Origin of the sequence: Promicromonospora thailandica, from assembly GCF_024171955.1 — a bacterium.
Lineage (GTDB): Bacteria > Actinomycetota > Actinomycetes > Actinomycetales > Cellulomonadaceae > Promicromonospora > Promicromonospora thailandica.
This window is the reverse complement of sequence record NZ_JAMTCS010000004.1, coordinates 202196-221871: the sequence shown is the minus strand read 5'-3', so window position 1 is coordinate 221871 and position 19676 is coordinate 202196. Positions and strand designations below refer to the sequence as shown.

At 74.6% G+C, this 19676-nt stretch carries 20 protein-coding genes; 13 read left to right on the top strand and 7 right to left on the bottom strand.

What is annotated here, in order from left to right; genetic code table 11:
• Nucleotides 1-5 precede the first annotated feature (5 nt).
• From APR03_RS08130 to APR03_RS08120, 3 genes are all read left to right on the top strand, one after another.
• A complete protein-coding gene (locus APR03_RS08130) occupies nt 6-776 on the top strand; it encodes an SDR family NAD(P)-dependent oxidoreductase (protein ID WP_253834498.1) in 771 nt (256 codons plus the stop codon).
• A gap of 155 nt (nt 777-931) precedes the next feature.
• Nucleotides 932-1729 (top strand): endonuclease I family protein, encoded by a 798-nt coding sequence (locus APR03_RS08125; RefSeq protein ID WP_253834497.1) that lies wholly within the window; start codon nt 932-934, stop codon nt 1727-1729.
• A gap of 123 nt (nt 1730-1852) precedes the next feature.
• Nucleotides 1853-2344 carry a nitroreductase/quinone reductase family protein gene (locus APR03_RS08120; protein ID WP_253834496.1) on the top strand — a complete coding sequence of 164 codons (492 nt, stop codon included), beginning with the start codon at nt 1853-1855 and terminating at the stop codon, nt 2342-2344.
• 1 nt (nt 2345) lies between these two features.
• Here APR03_RS08120 and APR03_RS08115 read toward each other — a convergent pair whose 3' ends face one another.
• The 3 genes from APR03_RS08115 to APR03_RS08105 are packed head-to-tail and all read right to left on the bottom strand — an operon-like array spanning nt 2346 to nt 4349.
• Entirely contained in the window at nt 2346-3134 is a 789-nt protein-coding gene (locus tag APR03_RS08115) for an anti-sigma factor family protein (protein WP_253834494.1), read from the bottom strand.
• Nucleotides 3131-3646: a sigma-70 family RNA polymerase sigma factor gene (locus APR03_RS08110; RefSeq protein WP_253834492.1), complete on the bottom strand. Its 516-nt coding sequence runs from the start codon at nt 3644-3646 to the stop codon at nt 3131-3133. Before APR03_RS08110 ends, APR03_RS08115 begins: the two co-directional genes overlap by 4 nt.
• Nucleotides 3647-3671: 25 nt before the next feature.
• A complete protein-coding gene (locus APR03_RS08105; RefSeq protein ID WP_253834490.1) occupies nt 3672-4349 on the bottom strand; it encodes a YceI family protein in 678 nt (225 codons plus the stop codon).
• Between the two features lie 115 nt (nt 4350-4464).
• Between APR03_RS08105 and APR03_RS08100 the strand changes: the two genes are divergently transcribed.
• Nucleotides 4465-5166, top strand: coding sequence for a class I SAM-dependent methyltransferase (locus APR03_RS08100; RefSeq protein ID WP_253834488.1), 702 nt, complete (start codon nt 4465-4467; stop codon nt 5164-5166).
• Between the two features lie 38 nt (nt 5167-5204).
• Nucleotides 5205-5582 carry a hypothetical protein gene (locus tag APR03_RS08095; RefSeq protein ID WP_253834486.1) on the top strand — a complete coding sequence of 126 codons (378 nt, stop codon included), beginning with the start codon at nt 5205-5207 and terminating at the stop codon, nt 5580-5582.
• Nucleotides 5583-5589: 7 nt separating this feature from the next.
• On the opposite strand, the gene APR03_RS08090 is transcribed toward APR03_RS08095, so the two are convergent.
• Entirely contained in the window at nt 5590-6390 is an 801-nt protein-coding gene (locus APR03_RS08090; RefSeq protein ID WP_253834485.1) for an SDR family NAD(P)-dependent oxidoreductase, read from the bottom strand.
• A 92-nt stretch (nt 6391-6482) separates the two neighbouring features.
• Between APR03_RS08090 and APR03_RS08085 the strand changes: the two genes are divergently transcribed.
• Nucleotides 6483-6914, top strand: a complete 432-nt coding sequence (locus APR03_RS08085; RefSeq protein WP_253834483.1) for a MarR family winged helix-turn-helix transcriptional regulator — start codon at nt 6483-6485, stop codon at nt 6912-6914.
• 9 nt (nt 6915-6923) lie between these two features.
• Here APR03_RS08085 and APR03_RS08080 read toward each other — a convergent pair whose 3' ends face one another.
• On the bottom strand, nt 6924-8093 hold the full coding sequence (locus APR03_RS08080) for a UDP-N-acetylglucosamine--N-acetylmuramyl-(pentapeptide) pyrophosphoryl-undecaprenol N-acetylglucosamine transferase (RefSeq protein WP_253834482.1): 1170 nt from the start codon (nt 8091-8093) through the stop codon (nt 6924-6926).
• A 111-nt stretch (nt 8094-8204) separates the two neighbouring features.
• Between APR03_RS08080 and APR03_RS08075 the strand changes: the two genes are divergently transcribed.
• Nucleotides 8205-8816, top strand: a complete 612-nt coding sequence (locus APR03_RS08075; protein ID WP_253834480.1) for a GNAT family N-acetyltransferase — start codon at nt 8205-8207, stop codon at nt 8814-8816.
• Between the two features lie 267 nt (nt 8817-9083).
• Complete coding sequence (locus APR03_RS08070; RefSeq protein WP_253834478.1) at nt 9084-9227, top strand: hypothetical protein; 144 nt, start codon at nt 9084-9086, stop codon at nt 9225-9227.
• A 122-nt stretch (nt 9228-9349) separates the two neighbouring features.
• Here APR03_RS08070 and APR03_RS08065 read toward each other — a convergent pair whose 3' ends face one another.
• Nucleotides 9350-10117, bottom strand: a complete 768-nt coding sequence (locus tag APR03_RS08065) for an IclR family transcriptional regulator (protein WP_253834476.1) — start codon at nt 10115-10117, stop codon at nt 9350-9352.
• A gap of 89 nt (nt 10118-10206) precedes the next feature.
• Here APR03_RS08065 and hutH point away from each other — a divergent pair, with 89 nt between their 5' ends.
• The 5 genes from hutH to hutI all read left to right on the top strand — a co-directional run bounded on the left by hutH (nt 10207) and on the right by hutI (nt 17856).
• Nucleotides 10207-11805: a histidine ammonia-lyase gene (gene hutH, locus APR03_RS08060; RefSeq protein WP_253834474.1), complete on the top strand. Its 1599-nt coding sequence runs from the start codon at nt 10207-10209 to the stop codon at nt 11803-11805.
• Between the two features lie 29 nt (nt 11806-11834).
• Entirely contained in the window at nt 11835-13511 is a 1677-nt protein-coding gene (hutU, locus tag APR03_RS08055) for a urocanate hydratase (RefSeq protein WP_253834471.1), read from the top strand.
• A gap of 89 nt (nt 13512-13600) precedes the next feature.
• Nucleotides 13601-15127, top strand: a complete 1527-nt coding sequence (locus APR03_RS08050) for an allantoate amidohydrolase (protein ID WP_253834775.1) — start codon at nt 13601-13603, stop codon at nt 15125-15127.
• 135 nt (nt 15128-15262) lie between these two features.
• Nucleotides 15263-16657, top strand: a complete 1395-nt coding sequence (locus APR03_RS08045) for a formimidoylglutamate deiminase (RefSeq protein WP_253834469.1) — start codon at nt 15263-15265, stop codon at nt 16655-16657.
• On the top strand, nt 16654-17856 hold the full coding sequence (gene hutI, locus APR03_RS08040) for an imidazolonepropionase (protein WP_253834467.1): 1203 nt from the start codon (nt 16654-16656) through the stop codon (nt 17854-17856). Before APR03_RS08045 ends, hutI begins: the two co-directional genes overlap by 4 nt.
• Nucleotides 17857-17876: 20 nt before the next feature.
• On the opposite strand, the gene APR03_RS08035 is transcribed toward hutI, so the two are convergent.
• Nucleotides 17877-19676 carry a glycoside hydrolase family 35 protein gene (locus tag APR03_RS08035; protein WP_253834466.1) on the bottom strand — a complete coding sequence of 600 codons (1800 nt, stop codon included), beginning with the start codon at nt 19674-19676 and terminating at the stop codon, nt 17877-17879.

Here is a 19676-nt window from a genome sequence, read left to right as displayed (position 1 = left end):
ACGGCATGACGCAGAGACTGCAGGGGCGGACCGCCCTCGTGACCGGGTCCACCAGCAACATCGGCAGAGCGATCGCCCAGGCGCTCGCCGCCGAGGGCGCGCACGTCATCGTCTCGGGACGCGATCAGCGGCGGGGAGACGCCGTCGTGCGCGACATCCGCGCCGCGGGCGGCGTCGTCGACCTCGTCCGCGCCGACCTGGACGGCACACCCGAGGCCAGCCACGCGCTCGCGGCCGCGGCCGCGGACGTGCTGGGCGGGCGGATCGACGTGCTCGTGAACAACGCCGGCATCTATCGCTCGGCACCGACGCTCGCGGACACCGACTCGGCGTCGTTCGACCGGCTGTTCGCGGTGAACGTCAAGGCGCCGTACTTCCTGACCCAGGCGGTCGCGCCGCGCATGGTGGCCGACGGCGGGGGTGTCGTCGTCAACCTCGGGTCGTGGGTCGCCCGGCTCGCCGGGCCCACGGGCGGCGCCTACGCCGCGACCAAGGCGGCGGTGGAGTCGCTGACCCGGTCCTGGGCGGCCGAGCTCGGCCCGCGGGGTGTGCGCGTCAACGCCGTCTCGCCGGGCGTCATCCGGCCGCCGGACCTCGACCCGTCGATCGGTTTCTCCGAGAACATGACCGTGGGTACGCCGGCCGGCGCCCCCGGCCACCCGGACGCGATCGCGGCCGCGGTGGTCTATCTCGCCTCCGACGACGCCCGGTTCGTGCACGGCACCGTGCTCGACGTCGACGGCGGTCGCACCGGGGTCGCCGTGGTGGCCGCCTGACGGAGCCCCGGGCAGACCAGGTGAAAGCACGATGTGTCGGGAGATTTCACCCAGAATTTACTGAGGGACCTTCAGTCCGGCGGGTCCGCCGTGGAAGTGTGGTCGGGCACCGCGGCCTGGACGGGGTCGCGGGCCTGACGACACGGAGGTCGACGATGCGCACACGTCTCGCACGGGTATGGGCCGGAGGGGTGTCCGCGCTGGTGGTCGCGGCGGGGGTGCTGGCGGCACCGGGTGCGGCGGCGCAGGCACCGGCCGCCGACGTGCCCGCCGGCTACTACGACAGCGCCGAGGGCCTCACCGGCGAGGCGCTCAAGGCGGAGCTGAACGACATCATCAGCGACGCCGACGCCCTGTCGTACAGCCAGGTGTGGGACGGGCTGAAGGCCACGGACCAGGACCCGGCCAACTCGAACAACGTGATCCTGCTGTACAGCGGGCAGTCGCGGGCCAAGAGCCTGAACGGCGGCGACGTGGGCGACTGGAACCGCGAGCACGTCTGGGCCAAGTCGCACGGCGACTTCGGCACGTCGACCGGCCCCGGCACCGACCTGCACCACCTGCGGCCCACCGACGTGCAGGTCAACAGCATCCGCGGCAACAAGGACTTCGACACCGGCGGCAGCGCCGTCAACGGCGCGCCGGGCAACTTCACCGACTCGGACTCGTTCGAGCCGCGCGACGAGGTCAAGGGCGACGTCGCCCGCATGATCCTCTACATGGCGGTGCGCTGGGAGGGGGAGGACGGCTTCGCCGACCTCGAGCCCAACGACTCCGTGAGCAACGGCTCCGCGCCCTACCATGGCAAGCTCTCCACGCTCCTGGCCTGGAACGACGCCGACCCCGTGTCGGCCTTCGAGGCCCGCCGCAACGACGTGGTCTACGAGCAGTTCCAGCACAACCGCAACCCGTTCGTCGACCACCCGGAGTGGGCCGACGCGATCTGGGGCTGAGGCACGCCGGAATTTGTCCCGCGGAACCGTGGCCGCCGCCGGGCCGCGTCCCTACCCTGGGAGGTGCAGGTCCGCACGGTCGGCCGCGACGGCCGGCCGGCGGATGACACGCCGGAGGTCGCCATGGCAGGCGAGAGCACGTCCGAGGTGCGGGCACCACGGGTCCCGCCACGCTGGTTCGTCCGCACGGCCTGGTCCGTGCACCGCCGGCTGTACGACCTGAGCGGCGGCCGGTTCGGTCTGCGCCGCCCGCGGTCCGACCGCTGGGGCATGATGCGGCTGACCACGTCGGGCCGCCGCACCTGCCTCGAGCACAGCGTGATCGTCGCCTACATCGAGGACGGCCCCAACCTCGTCACGCTCGCCATGAACGGCTGGGCCGAGGGCGACCCGTCGTGGTGGCGCAACCTGCGGGTGCACCCCGACGCGACCGTGAACCTGGTGGACGGCGAACGCCTGGTGCGCGCCCGCGCCGCCCACGGTCACGAGCGGGAGCGCCTGTGGGCGGCGTGGCGGCAGACGGAGCACGACGTCGACGCGCACGCCGCACTCCGGTCCACCGAGACGCCGGTGGTGGTGCTGGAGCCGCGGTACGAACCCGACCGGCCGGCGTGACCTACAGCGTCGCGGAGGCCAGCGCCTCCTCCTGTCCGTCGAGGGTGATCTCGACGCGCTCGACCTCGGTGAGCGGCAGGGCCGACGAAGCGTCGAGCCCGATCGTCGCGCCGCCCGACCAGGACCACGTGCCCGCCACCGTGCGGGCGCCGTCGCGCGCGACCAGCACGAGGTCGTAGGTGATGGGCTCGGACGGCGTGTAGTCGCGGTCCGGCGGCTCCTGTCCGGGGGCCGGCGGGTAGTGGCAGCTCCAGCGCAGGCTCGTGCCCCAGGTGGTGGGCGTGACCACCAGCTCGGCGCGCATGTCGACGTCGCCCACCGGGCGCAGCTGCACCGTGCGGGCCTCGGCGACGGCGGCCGTCGTCGGCGGGACGTCCTCCGGGCCGCCGAGCAGCGTGCCGCCCGCGACGCCCACGGCGAGCAGCGCCGAGGCCGCCACGGCCGCGAGGGTGCGGCGCCGGCGACGTGTCCGGCGGGCTGCTCCGGCGAGCCCCGCCAGGGGGACCACGTCCGACGTGTGGTCGGCCTGTACGACGGCCGGGCCGACGCCGTCCCCCGGGTCGATGCCCGGCAGGTCCGCGGCCAGCGCCTCCGCGTGCGCCGCGGTGAGCGTGCTGAGCAGGCCCGGCATGCCGGCGAGCTCCGCGACCGCGGAACGGCACGCGTCGCACTCGGCCAGGTGCCGCTCGTAGGCCCGGCGGTCGCTCGGGCTCAGGGCACCGAGCACGTACGCGGCGTCCCACTCGGCGTAGCGGTCGCCGCCGTGTCCCTCGTCCGCCACCGGGATCATGACGTGACTCCTTTCTCCTGCAGGGCCAGGCGCAGCGCCCGCAGGCCGTAGTGCAGGCGTGACTTCACCGTGCCCGGGGCGATGCCCATCTCGGTGGCGAGCTCGGCCACCGAGCGGCCGCCGTAGTAGGCGCCCACGACGACCGCCCGGTGCGCGGGCGAGAGCGACACCAGGGCGTCGGCCACCAGCCACGAGTCGAGCACGGCCTGCGTCGTGTCCCGCACCTCGCGGTCCGGCACGTGGCCGGTGGCGCGCTCGCGGGTGCGGCGGGCGCTGCGCAGGTGGTCGACGGTGAGGTTGCGCGCGACGGTGAACAGCCAGGCGCGCACCGAGTCCTCGGAGCGTTCGAGCACCTCGGGGTGCCGCCAGGCGCGCAGCAGCGTCTCCTGCACCACGTCGCGCGCCTCCTCCTCGTCGCCCGTGCGGCGCACGACGTAGCGGTAGAGCGCGTCGGCGTGCGCGTCGTGGACGGCGGCGAGGAGCTCGTCCTCGGCGCCCGCGCCCGTGTTCACCGTCCCGTCACCTCCTGCCGCCGGCCTACTTCTCGAGCTGGAGCGAGAACTCGATGCTGCCATCGTCCTCCACCGTCACGAAGCCCAGGTCCGGGGCCTGGACGTCGAAGTCGGCGAACGTGATCGGCACGCTGCCGACCACCTGGACGGGCTCGCCGCTGGTCGCGTCACCCGCCACCTCGGCCTCGACCGTGGCGGGCCGCGTCTCGCCGTGGATGGTGAGCTCGCCGGTCAGCTCGACGGCGGTGGCGCCCTCCTCGATCGGCGCGGGCTCGGTGAGCTCGAACGTCGCCGTCGGGAACGTGCCGGCCTCCATGGCCTGGTCGCGGAAGTAGGCGTCGCGCGGGGCCTCGTCGGTCGCCACGCTCGCGATGTCGACCTCGACGGTGGCCGCGGAGATCGCGCCGTCCGCCACGGTGACCGAGCCGGTGACGTCCTCGGTGCGCCCGGTGACCGTCACGTCGTTGCCCTGCAGCACCTCCTCGACCCGGTACCCGGCGAAGGAGCCCTCGCCGATGGTCCAGGTGCCGGCCGCAGCGTCGCCGTCGGGCAGCGGGGCCACCGACTGCTCGAGCGCGGGTGCCTCGGCCGCCGCCTCGTTGGCCCGGTCCGCGTACAGGCCCGGTCCCCAGATCGCCGCCGCCGCGCCCACCACGACCACGGCCGCCCCGACGCCGAGGCCCACCTTTGCTCCTGTGCGCACGTCCGCCCCTCTCGTTCGCGGGCCGACCCTGCGCCGGCCTCTGCCCCACACGACGGGTGAAAGGGCCGGTCGGTTCAATCGGATCCCGGACACGTCGGACCACTAGGCTCGGGGCATGCGGATCGGGAGCCTGGACGACCTCTTCGACGAGCTCGACCGGGTGGTCGCGGGCAGCGCGCGCGGGGACGTGACGCGGGACGCCGCGGAGTACTGGACCGCCATGCTCACGCGCGAGGGGCACCCGCTGGGCACCCGCCTGCCCGACGAGCCGCTCGCCGACTGGCACGCCCGCGGCCTGCTGGGCGACCTGGACGGGGCCCGGGTGCTCGACGTCGGCTGCGGCAACGGGCGGAACGGGGCGTGGCTGGCCGCTCGGGGCGCCGTCGTGACGGGCGTGGACCAGGCGGCCCCGCTGCTCGACCAGGTGCGGCCCGCCCTGCCCGCCGCGATGACCGTGACGGCCCTCGACGTGCTGCGCGACCCGCTGCCCGACGGGCCGTTCGACCTCGTCTACGACTCCGGCTGCTTCCACCACCTCGCCCCGCACCGCCGCATCACCTACCGCGAGCGGATCCTGCCGCTGCTCGCGCCCGGCGGCCGGTACGGCATCGTCGCCTTCGCGCAGGAGCGCCAGCCCAGCCCGCCCGACGCCGCCGTCCTGACGACCGGCGACCTGGGCGGCGGCGCGTCGTTCCTGCTGGCGGACCTGGAGCGGATCTTCGCGCCGCTGCGCCCGGTCGACGTGCGGCCCGTGCGGGACGACGTCGCCGGGACGTTCGGGGCGGCGTTCCTCAACGCGGGGCTGTTCGCGGTCTGACGGCGGGTGCCGCACCTCCCGGCCGGTAGGGTCGGCGGATGCCGCGTACCCGGATGCTGGTCCCGCTGGTGGTGGTCGTCGGGACGCTCGCCATGCTCGGCCTGGCGTTGCCGCCGCTGTTCCTGCTGGTCGACGAGATCGCGGTGCCGCCGGCGTCGGCCCTGCCCGCCCTGCCGGACGGCGCCCGCGTGCTCGGTCAGCAGCTCGGCTGCGGCTCCGGCGGCTGCTGGCAGGAGGTGACGGTGGCTGCCCCGGAGGGGATGTCGGGCGACGAGCTCGCGGAGCAGGTGCTGCCCGAGGGCCGGACCAGCGCGTTCCGGAGCATCGTCGACCTGCGGCGGGTGTCGTCAGGAGTGATCGACGCCGACGCGGAGTCTGCCCGGTTCTTCGTGCAGTACGACCGCTGGATCGACTGACCGCAGGTCACTCCGCGCGGACCGCGTCCATGCCGACGGAGCGGTTGACCCAGGCGGCGAGGCGCGTGGTCGTGGTGCGCGGGAGGAAGCGCGCGGCCCAGGAGCCGATCTGGTTCAGGCGGCGGCCCGGGTAGGACGCGCTCCGGCCGCGGGCGAAGTCGTCGAGGGTGCGGCGGACGACGTCGGCGGGCGCGTCGACGTGCCGTGGGTCCATCGTGTGCGTGGTGCCGTCGAAGAAGCTCGTGTCCGTGCCACCGGGATGCGCGGCCATGACGTGGACGCCGGTGCCGCGCAGCTCCTCGGCGAGGGCCTCGGTGAACGACAGCACGAACGCCTTGGTCGCGCCGTAGCCGGCCTGGTAGGGCATGGGCTGGAAGGCGGCGGTCGAGGCGACGTTGACGATGCCGCCGTGCCCGCGGGCGGCCATCGTGCGGCCCAGCGCGTGGCTCAGCGTCATGAGGGCAGTGATGTTCAGGTCGACCGCCACCTGGTTCGGCTCCAGCGGCCGCTCCAGGAACGGGCCGGCCGGGCCCATGCCGGCGTTGTTCAGGAGCAGGTCGACCGGGGTGTCGGCCAGGTCGGTCAGCAGCCCGGCCACCTGGGTGCGGTCCGTCAGGTCGGCTGCGAGGGTCCGGACGGCGACGCCGTGAGCGGTCCGGAGCCGGGCGGCCAGCTCGTCGAGGGCGGCCGCAGACCGTGCGACCAGCACGAGGTCCGAGCCGCGCCGGGCCAGCTCGGTCGCGTAGGCGGTGCCGAGCCCGCGGGACGCGCCGGTCACGAGCGTGGTGCTGCCTCGGTAGGTGTACATGGGTGGACCTCCGTCGGAAATGCTTCGAGTCTCGAAGCAATCGGACCTAGCACCCCTTCGAGGCTCGAAGTAATCACGGCTAGGATCGGCACATGGGCCAGACCGACCTCGAAGCCGTCGTCCGGGCGAACCACGAGCTCTTCATGCGCACCGGGGACCGCGCCGCGGACGTCGTCGCCCGGCACCGGCTCACGCTCGCGACGGCTCAGGCGCTGTGGGCCATCGACCCGGAGGAGGCGCCGCCGTCGATGACGGTCATGACCGAGCGGCTGCACTGCAACGCGCCGAACCTCAGCTTCGTCACCAAGCAGCTCGTCGAGCGTGGCCTCGTCGAGCGCGCCACCGACCCGCACGACCGCCGGTCGCGCGTCGTGGTGCTGACGGACGAAGGGCGGCGGGTGCGTGCCGAGATCATCGCCGAGACGCTGGAGCGGACGCCGTTCGCCGCCCTCGACGGGGCCGAGCTGCGGGAGCTGGCGAGGCTGCTGGCCAAGGTGCTCGCCCCGGCCGGCGGCGGCGCCTGACCGCCGGGGTCAGACGCTGCGCGCCGCCTCCAGCAGCAGGTCCACCAGGCGCTCGGCGGCGTCGGGGTGACCGTTGCTGCGGGCGGCGTCGGCCATGCGGGCGCGGCGTCCGGGGTCGGCCAGGAGGCCGGCCAGGGCCCCGCGGAGGTCGGAGAAGTGGAGGTCGCCCTCCAGGGTGATCGCCGCGCCCAGCGCCTGCAGCCGGCGGGCGTTCTCGGACTGCTCGTTCCCGGCGGACGACGCCAGCGGGACGAGCACGGCGGGCTTGCCCAGCGCCGTCAGCTCGGCGATGGTGCCGGCCCCGCTGCGGGAGACGACGACGTCGGCCAGGGCGAGCACGTCGGGCAGCTCGGCTCCCACGAAACCCATGACCCGGTACCGCGCAGCCAGCTCGGCCGGGAGGGTCGCGGTGCGCTCGAACATGTCCTGGAGGTTGTTCGGCCCGCACTGGTGGATCACGTTGGTGTGCTGCAGCAGCCAGGGCAGCGCCTCGGTGACCAGGGTGTTGATCTGGACGGCACCCTGCGCCCCGCCCGTGACGTACAGGACGGGCAGGTCCGGGTCGAACGAGTCGAGACCGAGCGCGTCCACCGCCTTGAGCGGCTCGCCCGTCATCATCTCCGCGCGCACCGGGTTGCCGGTGACCACGGCCCGCTCGCGCACGCGCTCGGGCAGCAGCTCCAGGGTCGACGGCGACGACACCGCCACCCGCGTGGCCCGCTTCGCCAGGAGGCGGTTGGCCAGTCCCAGCCCCACGGTCTGCTCGTGCACCACGAGCGGACGGCGCAGCATGTTCGCCGCGAGCCCGACCGGCACGGCGACGTAGCCGCCCGTCGACAGGACGACGTCCGGCTTGAAGTCGGACACGATCGACCGGGCCTGCGCGACGCCGACCGGGACCCGCGCCATGTCCTTCATGTTGGCGGTCGAGAGCATGCCCAGCGGGTTGCTCGACCGCCGCAGCTTGCCCGTGGCGACGGGCAGGAACCGGATGCCCTCGGCCGCCGTGACCGTGGCCTCCAGCCCGTCCGCCGTGCCCGCCCACAGCACGCCGACCGGGGTGCCCTCAGCGGCGAGCCGGGCCTGCAGCGCGCGGAGCGTGGTCAGTGCCGGGTAGGTGTGGCCGCCGGTCCCTCCACCGGTGACGAGCAGTCGGAACTCGCGCTGGTTCGAACTCACGAAGACATCTCTCCCGAGGGCGGCAGGGGTGTGGGGGCGCGAGGCTCACTGTAGGCGATTTGTGCGGGTCGGATGCTTCGCGGGCGTGGTCCGGGCTGGGACACTCGGGGCGTGCACATCACGGACCTTGAGCCGTCGCAGGTCGACGAGGCAGCGGAGCTCGCAGCGGCCGCCTATGCCGAGGACCCGATCTTCCAGGCGGTCTTCAGCACCGCGAAGCGTCGGCGCGCCTTCCACCTGACCGAGCAGGGGATCACCCTCCGGCAGCACGACCCCGCGCGGGTCGTGCGGGTCGCGATCGACGGCGGTGCGGTGGTCGGCGTGGCCATCTGGAAGACCGACGGTGCGGGCGGTGGCGTGCCCGGTGAGCTGGACCGTCGTGCCGAGAAGTTGCTGAGGACGTTCTTCCGGAAGCTCGGCGCCGACCGGCAGCCCTACGCGCGGTTCGCTGTGGCGCTCCGGGCGGCGATGCCCATGGACCCCGACGTGTTCCTCGCACAGCTCGCCGTGCGGCCGGACCGTCAGCGCGAGGGGATCGGCCAGGCGCTCCTGGACGACGGCCTCGCCCGTGCCGATGCCCGAGAGCGGACCGTCCGTCTGCAGACGAGCCTCCCGCGCAACGTGGCGTTCTACGAGCGGTCCGGCTTTGTCGTCGTAGGGCGGCACGAGCTCTACATCGGCTCGCCGCCGCTGTGGAACATGCGGCGCGATCACGTTCGGTAGGGCGACGGCCCGCACGCTCGCGCACCCACGGTCACGACGTTGTCGCTGACCGACGCGATCCGGCCACTCGTGAAAAGAAATGTGCGTACACGAATTGTGTTTGCATGTTCCATTTCTTCATTCTTTAGTGACCTTGACGCATTCCTTGTCTCGCTGGCAGGATCTCCGCCACCTATCCGTGCGGGCATATGGCCTGCACGGCGTGACGGAGAGAAGAAGGAAATGGGTGATGGGATCGCAACGGGTGTCGCCGTAAAGGTCACCGGGGTGTCGAGCACCGAGCGAGGCGCCGTGGGCGTGGTCAAGGCGATCCGGCCGGGATGGGCCGGCAAGGAGGCTGTCGTCGTGGCGGTCGGCGTGCTGCGCACCCGCGAGTTCACCGTTCCGGTGGCAGACCTCTCGCGGGCGTAGCTGTCGGGCAATTTCGCCGGAGCGCTTTTTTGCGAATGTTTTCGGCACTGCGCCAGAAGCCATTCTTACTACTGCTCTGACGCTGTTGCAGGCATATGCATCATTGCAGGTCAGCAATGCATTTATCGCGCCCCGAGCCGCCTGCTCACCTCGCGCGCGGCAACCGCCGCCCGCTCCGCCAGACTGGCCCGCGCCTCGTCGTCGTACGCCTCCGAGCGGAACGTGATCGCCAGTCCGGCCACCGGCCGTCCCGTGTGGTCGACGACGGCGGCGGCCACCGACGCGAACCCCGCCGTCACCTCGCCGTCCTCCTCCGCGTAGCCGCGGGCCCGAGCGAGTCGCAGCACGTCGCGCAGCTCCCGGAGGGTGCGCGGCCCCGCGCCGGTGAGGTCCGTGAACGACCCTGGCGTCGGGTACAGCGCCCGCACCTGCGCCGGGGGCAGCAGCGCGAGCACGGCCCGGCCGCTGGCGGTGAGATGACTGGGGAGATGCACGTCGACGTCGGTCACCAGGGGCGGGCGGCCCGCCGCGCGCTGCTCCACGAGGTACAGCACCTCGCGGCCGTTGAGCACGGCGAGGTGCCCGTTCTCGCCCGCTGTCTCGACCAGCCGGGCGACGACGGGGGCCGCCAGGCGGGTCAGCGGCGCCTGCCGGGTGTACGCGCTGCCGAGACCCAGCGCGGCGACCCCGAGGCCGTAGCGGCGCTCGTCGGGGAAGTGCCGCACGAAACCCTCGTCGCGCAGCACCGACAGCAGGTGGTAGACGCTGGACCGCGGCAGCCCGAGGCCGTGCGCGATGGCGCCGGCGGGCACGGGGCCGGGCTGGGCCGCGAGGAAGCTGAGCAGCCGCGCCGTGCTCCGGGCCGCCGGTACGGCGCTGCTGCCGACCACTGTGTCCTCCGTGTGAACTGTCTCGTATCCCAGACTCTATCGGCGTCCGCCCCCGCGCCGAGCGGGTCGCGGCGGGGTTCCATGGGCGCATGAGCACCCTGCACGACGCGGCGCCGACGCCGACCGCACCCGCAGTCCCCGGGCACGTCGTCCTGGACGGCACCCCGCTCACCGTCGAGCAGGTGGTCGCCGTCGCCCGGTACGGCGCGTCCGTCGAGATCCACGACGACGCCCTCGCCCGCATGGCCCGCAGTCGCGCCGTCATCGAGGCGCTCGCCGACGACACCGTGCCCCACTACGGCGTCTCCACCGGCTTCGGGGCGCTGGCCCGGCGGCACATCCCCGCCGAGCAGCGCGCCCAGCTCCAGCTCAGCCTCGTGCGCTCGCACGCCGCCGGGTCCGGGCCCGAGGTCGAGACCGAGGTGGTGCGCGCGCTGCAGCTCCTGCGGCTCGCGACCCTGGTCACGGGGCACACCGGCGCCCGGCCCGTCACCGCGCAGACCTATGCGGCGATGCTGAACGCCGGGATCACGCCCGTCGTCCACGAGTACGGCTCGCTCGGCTGCTCCGGCGACCTCGCGCCGCTCGCGCACGTCGCGCTCGCCGCCATGGGGGAGGGCCGGGTGCGCGTCGACGGTCAGGAAGCCGACGCCGCCCGCGCGCTCGCCGACGCCGGCATCGAACCCCTGGTCCTCGGCGAGAAGGAGGGCCTCGCCCTCATCAACGGCACCGACGGCATGCTCGGCATGCTGTGCCTCGCCCTCCACGACCTGCGCCGCCTGCTCACCACGGCCGACGTCGCGGCGTCCCTCTCGGTGGAGGCCCTGCTCGGCTCGGACGCCCCGTTCGCGCAGGACCTGATCGCGATGCGGCCGCACCCCGGCCAGGCGGCGTCGGCGTCGAACATGCGCAGGATCCTGGCGGGCTCGCCGCTCATGGCGAGCCACCGCGAACTGGACGAGCACGGCAACCCCGCCTGCACCCGCGTCCAAGACGCCTACTCCCTGCGCTGCGCGCCGCAGGTGCACGGGGCCGCCCGCGACACGCTGGAGCACGCCGCCACGGTGGCGGGCCGGGAGCTGGCCTCCGCGATCGACAACCCGGTGGTCACCTCCGACGGCCGCGTGGAGTCCAACGGCAACTTCCACGGGGCGCCCGTCGCCTACGTGCTCGACTTCCTCGCCATCGCGGCCGCCGACCTGGCCAGCATGAGCGAGCGGCGCACCGACCGGTTCCTCGACGTGGCCCGGTCCGAGGGGCTGCCCGCGTTCCTGGCGCACGACCCCGGCGTCGACTCCGGGCACATGATCGCCCAGTACACGGCGGCCGGGATCGTCTCCGAGATGAAGCGTCTGGCCGCGCCCGCGAGCGTGGACTCCATCCCGAGCTCCGCCATGCAGGAGGACCACGTGTCCATGGGCTGGGCCGGCGCCCGCAAGCTGCGCCGGTCCGTCGACGGGCTCACCCGGGTGCTCGCGATCGAGGTGCTCACGGCCACGCGCGCCCTCGACCTGCGCGAGCAGGCCCCCGCGACGGGTACGGCTGCGGTGCACGACGCCGTCCGCGCCGTCGTGCCCGGGCCCGGACCGGACCGCTACCTGGCCCCCGAGATCGAGCACGTGGTCGGCCTCGTCGCGAGCGGACGGGTCGCGGGGGCGGCCGCGGACGCCGTCGGACCGCTCGACTGAACCCCCGAACCCTGCCGAAGGAGACCCACATGAACGAGCCGTACGACCGGGGCACCCCCGTCGCCGTCCGCGCCCCGCGCGGCACCACCCTCACCGCGCGGAGCTGGCAGACCGAGGCGCCGCTGCGCATGCTCATGAACAACCTCGACCCCGAGGTGGCCGAGCGGCCCGACGACCTGGTCGTCTACGGCGGCACCGGCCGTGCGGCGCGCGACTGGCCGAGCTACCACGCGATCGTCCGGTCGCTGACGGACCTGCGCGAGGACGAGACGCTCCTGGTGCAGTCCGGCCGCCCCGTGGGCGTGCTGCGGACCCACGAGTGGGCGCCACGCGTGCTCATCGCCAACTCCAACCTGGTGGGCGACTGGGCCACGTGGCCCGAGCACCGCCGCCTGGAGCAGCTCGGCCTGACCATGTACGGGCAGATGACAGCGGGGTCGTGGATCTACATCGGCACGCAGGGCATCCTCCAGGGCACGTACGAGACGTTCGCCGCGGTGGCCGCCAAACGGTTCGGTGGCACGCTCGCCGGCACGCTCACCCTGACCGGCGGCTGCGGTGGCATGGGTGGGGCGCAGCCGCTCGCCGTCACGCTCAACGGCGGCGTGTGCCTGGTGGTCGACGTCGACCCGGCCCGCCTCGAGCGGCGCGTCGAGACGCGGTACCTCGACGTCGTCGCGTCGTCTCTCGACGAGGGGCTGGAGCTGGCGCTGGCCGCCAAGCGCGAACGGCGCGCGCTGTCGGTGGGCGTGGTCGGCAACTCGGCCGACGTCGTGCCGGAGCTGCTGCGCCGCGGCGTCGAGGTGGACGTCGTGACGGACCAGACCTCGGCGCACGACCCGTTGTCGTACCTGCCGTCGGGGGTGGCGCTTGCGGACTGGGCCTCGCTCGCGGAGAAGGATCCGGAGGGGTTCACCGAGCGCGCCCGGGAGTCGATGGCGCGGCACGTCGAGGCCATGGTGGGGTTCCAGGACGCGGGGGCCGAGGTGTTCGACTACGGCAACTCGATCCGCGACGAGGCCCGGCAGGGCGGGTACGGGCGGGCGTTCGACGTCCCGGGGTTCGTGCCGGCGTACATCCGGCCGCTGTTCGCCGAGGGCAAGGGGCCGTTCCGGTGGGCGGCGCTGTCCGGCGACCCGCGCGACATCGCCGTGACCGACCGGGCCGTGCTCGACCTGTTCCCCGACGACGACCACCTGGGCCGCTGGATCCGCGCCGCCCAGGAACGGGTCGCGTTCCAGGGGCTGCCCGCCCGGATCTGCTGGCTCGGGCACGGGGAGCGCGACGTCGCGGGGCTGCGGTTCAACGAGCTCGTCGCATCGGGCGAGATCTCCGCGCCGGTCGCGATCGGGCGTGACCACCTCGACTCCGGCTCGGTGGCCTCGCCGTACCGGGAGACCGAGGCCATGGCCGACGGCTCGGACGCCATCGCGGACTGGCCGCTGCTGAACGCCCTGGTCAACACGGCGTCGGGCGCCACGTGGGTGTCGCTGCACCACGGCGGGGGCGTCGGCATGGGCCGGTCGATCCACGCCGGGCAGGTGTCCGTGGCGGACGGCACGTCGCTCGCGGCGGAGAAGCTCGCGCGCGTCCTGTCGAACGACCCCGCGACAGGCGTGCTGCGGCACGTCGATGCCGGGTACGACGACGCCGTGGCCGCCGCCGGGCGTGGCGGGCTGCGGGTGCCGATGGGGGAGGGGGCGTGACGGGTTCCGGCGGGGCGCTCTTCGGCGGGGCGTCCGGCGGCGGGACGTTCGGCGGCGGTCGGCGTGCGGAGCCGGGCGCGGCGTCGGGCCTGACCGGCGTCGACGGCCTGCTCGCGGCGATCGCCGACGTCGGGCGGGCGCCGTCCGGCGGCTACGAGCGGTTCGCCTGGACGGGGCACGACCTGGCCCTGCGCGAGTGGTTCGCCGCGGAGGCGGCCGCGCGCGGGCTCGCGGTCACGGTGGACCGCGCCGGGAACCAGTGGGCCTGGTGGGGCGACCCTGACGCCGACGGCCCCGGCGTCGTGACCGGGAGCCACCTCGACTCGGTGCCGGGCGGCGGCGCGTTCGACGGGCCGCTCGGCGTGGCCGGCGCCTTCGCGGCGCTCGACGCGCTGCGAGCTTCGGGCGTCATGCCCCTGCGTCCGCTGGGCATCGTGAACTTCTCCGACGAGGAGGGCGCACGGTTCGGGCTGGCGTGCCTCGGGTCGCGGGCGCTGACCGGGACGGTGCCCGCGGAACGGCTGCTCGGGCTGCGCGACGGGGCCGGGGACACGCTCGCGGACGTGCTGGGGCGGGACGCGGGCGTCCGGATCGATCGTTACGGGCACGACCCCGAGGCCCTGGCCCGGGTCGGCGTCTTCGTCGAGCTGCACGTGGAGCAGGGCCGGTACCTCGCCGACCTGGTGTCCGACGAGGCGGCACCGGTCGCCGTCGGCGCCGCGATCTGGCCGCACGGACGCTGGCGCGTCGACCTCGCGGGCGAGGCCAACCACGCCGGCACCACGCCGCTGGCCCACCGCCACGACCCGATGCTCGACCTGGCGCGGCTCATCACCGACGTACGCGCCGCCGCCGAGCAGGCCGGGGCGCTCGCGACGCTGGCCAAGGTCGAGGTCGAGCCGAACGGCGTCAACGCGATCCCGTCCCGGGTCCGGGCGTGGATCGACGCCCGCGGCGAGACGGAGGCGGCGGTCCGCGCGGTCCTGACGGGCGGGAGCGGGCCGGCGCCGTCGTCGACTGCAGACTTCCGTTCGGTGCCGGGCGGTCGCGCCCCGTCGACTGCAGACTTCTCGACGCGTCGGCCGTCGACTGCAGACATTCTCTCGGACCGGCCGTCGACTGCAGACTTGCTGACGGCGTCGGGCGGCCTGGGCGTGACGAAGTCTGCAGTCGGCGATGGCGGGACGAACTCTGCAGTCGGTGGCGGGGTCGCTGGGGGTGACAGCGTCCTGGCGGGAGGTGGTGCGCCGGACGGGCTCCGGCGGTGGGAGCTCGTCGAGGAGTCGTGGACGCCCGCGACCGTCTTCGACCCGGTGCTCGCGGCGCGCCTGGCCGACCTCGTCGGGCGGCCCGGATCCGACCTGCCCGCCCCCGTGATCGGCACGGGCGCCGGGCACGACGCCGGCATCCTCGCCGCGGCCGGTGTCCCGACGGCGATGCTGTTCGTCCGCAACCCGACCGGTGTCTCCCACTCGCCGGCCGAGCACGCCGACCCGGACGACTGCGCCGCCGGGGTCCAGGCCCTGACCGCAGTCCTGGCCGACCTGCTCACGGCACCGACCGGCCCGGCCGCCTCGGCCGCCCCCGCACCGCCCGGCGTCGGCGGCGCACGGTGACCCACCCCACCGTGACCCACCCCGCCGCCGCCCACCCCGCCGTCCTCCGCTTCGACACCGAGGTTGCTTCGCTTTGACGGCCGTCAAAGCGAAGCAACCTCGGTCTCGAAGGGGATGCCGACCGACAGGAGGAGCATGACCGCCTACTGGTGCGAGCAGGCCTGGCTGCCCGAGGGAGGCCCCGGCCCGGCGTCCCGCGTCGTCCCGTCCGTGCGGGTCGAGACCTCCGGCGGGCGGATCGTCGCCGTCCGGCCCGGGGAACTGCCCTCTCACCAGGACGTACGCCTGCGCGGTCTGGTGCTGCCCGGGCTCGCCGACGCCCACTCCCACGCCTTCCACCGCGCGCTGCGCGGGCGCACCCACTCCGGCGGCGGGTCGTTCTGGACCTGGCGCGAGGGCATGTACGCGCTGGCCACGGCCCTGACGCCGGAGCGCTACGAGCGGCTCGCGCGCGCCGTGTTCGCGGAGCTCTCGCTGGGCGGCACCACGGCCGTCGGCGAGTTCCACTACGTGCACCACCGCGCCGACGGGACCCCGCACCCGCAGGACCCGAACGCGATGGCGGAGGCCCTGCGCGCCGCCGCCCGGGACGCCGGGGTGCACCTCACGCTGCTCGACACCTGCTACCTGCACGGCGGCCTCGGCCCCGGCGGGCACGAGCCGCTCGCGCCCGAGCAGGCCCGGTTCGGCGACGGCAGCGTCGAGCGCTGGGCCGCGCGCGTCGACGCCCTGCGCACCGCCTGGGCCGACGACGACCGCGTGCGCGTCGGCGCCGCCGCCCACTCGGTGCGCGCCGTCGCGCCCGACGAGCTCGCCGCGGTCGCCCGCTGGGCCCGGGAGGCGGGCGCCCCGCTGCACGTGCACCTGTCCGAGCAGCCGGGCGAGAACGAGGCGGCGCTCGCCGCCTTCGGCCGCACGCCCACGCGCCTGCTGCACGACGCCGGGGCGCTGGGGCCGGGCACCACCGTGGTGCACGCGGTGCACCTGACCGACGACGACGTCGCGCTGCTCGGCGGCACCCGCACGGGCGTGTGCCTCTGCCCGGTCACGGAGCGCGACCTGGCCGACGGCATCGCACCGGGGCGTCGGCTGGCGGACGCCGGGAGCCCGCTGTCGGTCGGCACGGACCAGCACGTGGGCGCCGACGTGCTCGCGGAGGCCCGCGGCGTCGAGGAGCACGAGCGGCTCGCGACCGGCCGACGGGGAACGTTCGACCCGGCGGCCCTGGTCGACATGGCGTCGGCGGCCGGGCACGCCGCGCTCGGCCGGCCGGACGCGGGCCGGATCGTGGCCGGCGCCCCGGCCGACCTGGTGGCGGTGCGCCTCGACACGGTGCGCACCGCGGGCGCCGACCCCGCGCAGGCGGTCCTGGTGGCGGGGGCCGGGGACGTGTCCGACGTCGTGGCGGGCGGCGACGTCGTCGTGCGCGACGGTGTGCACCGGGTCGGGGACGTGGCGCGCCTGCTGGCCGAGGCGATCGAGGAGCTGTGGGCCGCCGCGCGGGAGATCACGAAGGGGAACGACCGATGAGCGTGCTGCTGACGAACATCGCAGAGCTGGTCACGAACGACCCGGCGCACGGCGGATCGGGCGACACCGGCCTGCTCCGGGACGCCGCCGTCGTCGTCGAGCAGGGGCGCGTCGCGTGGACCGGGCCGGCCTCACGGGCGCCGGCCGCGGACGCCGTCGTCGACGCCGGGGGCCGCGCCGTCGTCCCCGGGTTCGTGGACTCGCACTCGCACACCGTGTTCGCGGGCGACCGCGCCGCCGAGTTCGCCGCCCGCATGACCGGCGAGCCGTACACAGGCGGCGGCATCGCGACGACCGTCGCCGCGACGCGCAGCGCGAGCGACGACACCCTGCGCGCCCGGGGCCGCGCGCTGGTGGGGGAGATGCTCGCGCAGGGCACCACCACCGTGGAGATCAAGAGCGGGTACGGGCAGGACGTCGACACCGAGGCTCGCACCCTGCGCATCGCGCGGGAGCTGACGCCCGAGACGACGTTCCTCGGCGCGCACACCGTCCCCGCCGAGTACGCCGACGACCGCGCCGGATACGTCGATCTCGTGACCGGGCCGATGCTCGCCGCCTGCGCCCCGCACGCCCGCTGGGTCGACGTGTTCTGCGAGCCCGCGGCGCCCACCGCCTTCGACGAGGACGAGGCCCGGACCGTGCTGCGCGCCGGACAGCGGGCCGGGCTGCTCGCCCGCGTGCACGGCAACCAGCTCGCGGCGGGCCCGGGCGTGCGGCTCGCGGTCGAGGTGGGTGCGGCCAGCGTGGACCACTGCACGCACCTGACCGCCGCCGACGTCGACGCGCTGGCCGGCTCCTGGACCGGACCCTCGGGCAGCGGGACGGTCGCGACGCTCCTGCCCGCCGTCGAGTTCTCCACCCGCTCGCCGTACCCCGACGCCCGCCGCCTGCTGCGCGCCGGCGTGCCGGTCGCGCTCGCCACCGACTGCAACCCGGGCTCGGGCTACAGCTCGTCGATGCCGTTCGTCGTGGCGCTCGCGGTCCGGGAGATGCGGATGAGCCCCACCGAGGCCCTCTGGTCGGCGACGGCGGGCGGGGCGCTCGCGCTGCGGCGGGACGACGTCGGGCACCTGCGCGTGGGTGCGCGCGCCGACCTGACCGTCCTGGACGCGCCGACACATCTGTACCTGGCCTACCGTCCGGGGGTCCCGCTGATCCACGAGGTCTGGCAGGACGGCGTCCGCGTGCCCCGCTGAGGTCTGGTGCGGGCCGCCCGCTACTGCTCCGTGACGCCCAGGTCCGGTCCCGCGACGAACGACGCGCGCGTCGCCCCCGTGCCGTGCAGCTCCAGGAGCACCAGCTCGTTGCCCGCGTCGCGCAGGAGCGGGCCCGGCACGTACAGGGTGTGCGTCGGTCCGAGGCTCCAGTACCGGCCCAGCAGCTCGCCGTTGACCCAGGCCAGGCCCTTGGTCCAGCCGTCGAGGCGCAGGAAGTGGTCGGTGCCGCCCGCGGTGTCGAACGTGCCCCTGTACAGCCCCGCCCCGCCCGGCGCGGCGCCGCCCGCGGGCAGCGCCCGGCCGGGCGCGTCCAGCGCGGCGCGCAGCAGCTCGGGCGCCTCCTCGACGCGCAGCGCGCCGGCGTCCCAGGTGTTCAGCCGGCGGCTCGCGGTGCGCACCGGACCGATCAGGCCCTTGGTCTCGCCGATCCGCGGACCGTAGTTCACGCGGCCCTGGTCCTCCACGAGCAGCGTCAGGTCGCCGGCCCGCGCCGGGAGCGCGACGGCGAACGTGTGCGAGCCGCGGTCGAGCACACCCACCTGCTCGTCGTCGACCAGGACGACGGCGCGGTCGCGCACCTCGCCCACCGACAGCACGAGGTCGTCGGCCTCGATCCGCGTGCGGTAGACGGCGAAGCCCGACCACAGGGCCAGGTCGTCGGTGCTCGGCGTCGCGGTGAACGTGCGCAGGTCCTCCCGCAGCAGGCTCGGCAGCGCGTCGGCCAGGGGCACCCGGGCCGTCAGGTCGACGTCGAGCTTCGGGGCGGCGGCCGGACCACCGGCGAGCTCCCCGGCGTCCGGCACGGGCAGGTGCCGCGCGATCACGTCGCGCAGCGCCCAGAACTTCTCGGTGGCCGACCCGTCCTCGGCCAGGGGCGCGTCGTAGTCGTACGACGTCGCGATGGGCCGGTAGATGCCCTTGTCGTTCGCGCCGTTGGTGAGGCCGAAGTTGGTGCCGCCGTGGAACATGTAGAGGTTGACCGAGCCGCCCGCCGCGAGCAGGTCGTCCAGGTCGGCGGCGTTGGCCTCGGCGGGCGCCAGGTGGTGCTCCAGGCCCCACGAGTCGAACCAGCCGTCCCAGAACTCCATGCACATGAGCGGGCCCGTGGGCTGGTGCCGGCGCAGCACCTCGATCCGCTCGGTGGTGCGCGAGCCGAACGTCGCCGTCCGGTGCAGCTCCGGCAGGCCGCCGCGGGCCAGCATCTCGTCGTTCGCCTGGTCGCAGGTGAACAGCGGCACGTCGATGTCCTGGGCGCGCACCAGGTCCACGAGCGCGCGCAGGTACTTCTGCCGCTCGGGCAGGGGGTCGTCCCCGTAGGCGCCGTACTCGTTCTCGACCTGCACCATGAGCACCGGGCCTCCGCGGGTCACCTGGCGCTCGGCCACGAGCGGCAGCAGGTTCGCGTAGTAGGTGCCGATCGCGTCCAGGAACCGCGGCTCGTGGCGGCGCACGCCCACGGACCGGTCGGCGAGCAGCCACGCCGGCAGGCCGCCGCCGTCCCACTCCGCGCAGATGTACGGGCCGGGACGCACGATCGCGTGCAGGCCCTCGGCCGCCACCAGGTCGAGGAACCGGGCCAGGTCGCGCCGTCCGTCGAGGTGGAAGACGCCGGGCTCGGGCGCGTGGAAGTTCCACGGCACGTACGTCTCGATGGTGTTCAGGCCCATCAGCCGGGCCTTGCGGATGCGGTCCGCCCACTGGTCGGGGTGCACGCGGAAGTAGTGCAGCGCACCGCTGACGACCTGGGTCGGCTCGCCGTCGAGCAGGAAGTGCTCGGGCCCGATCTCGAACGTGGCCAT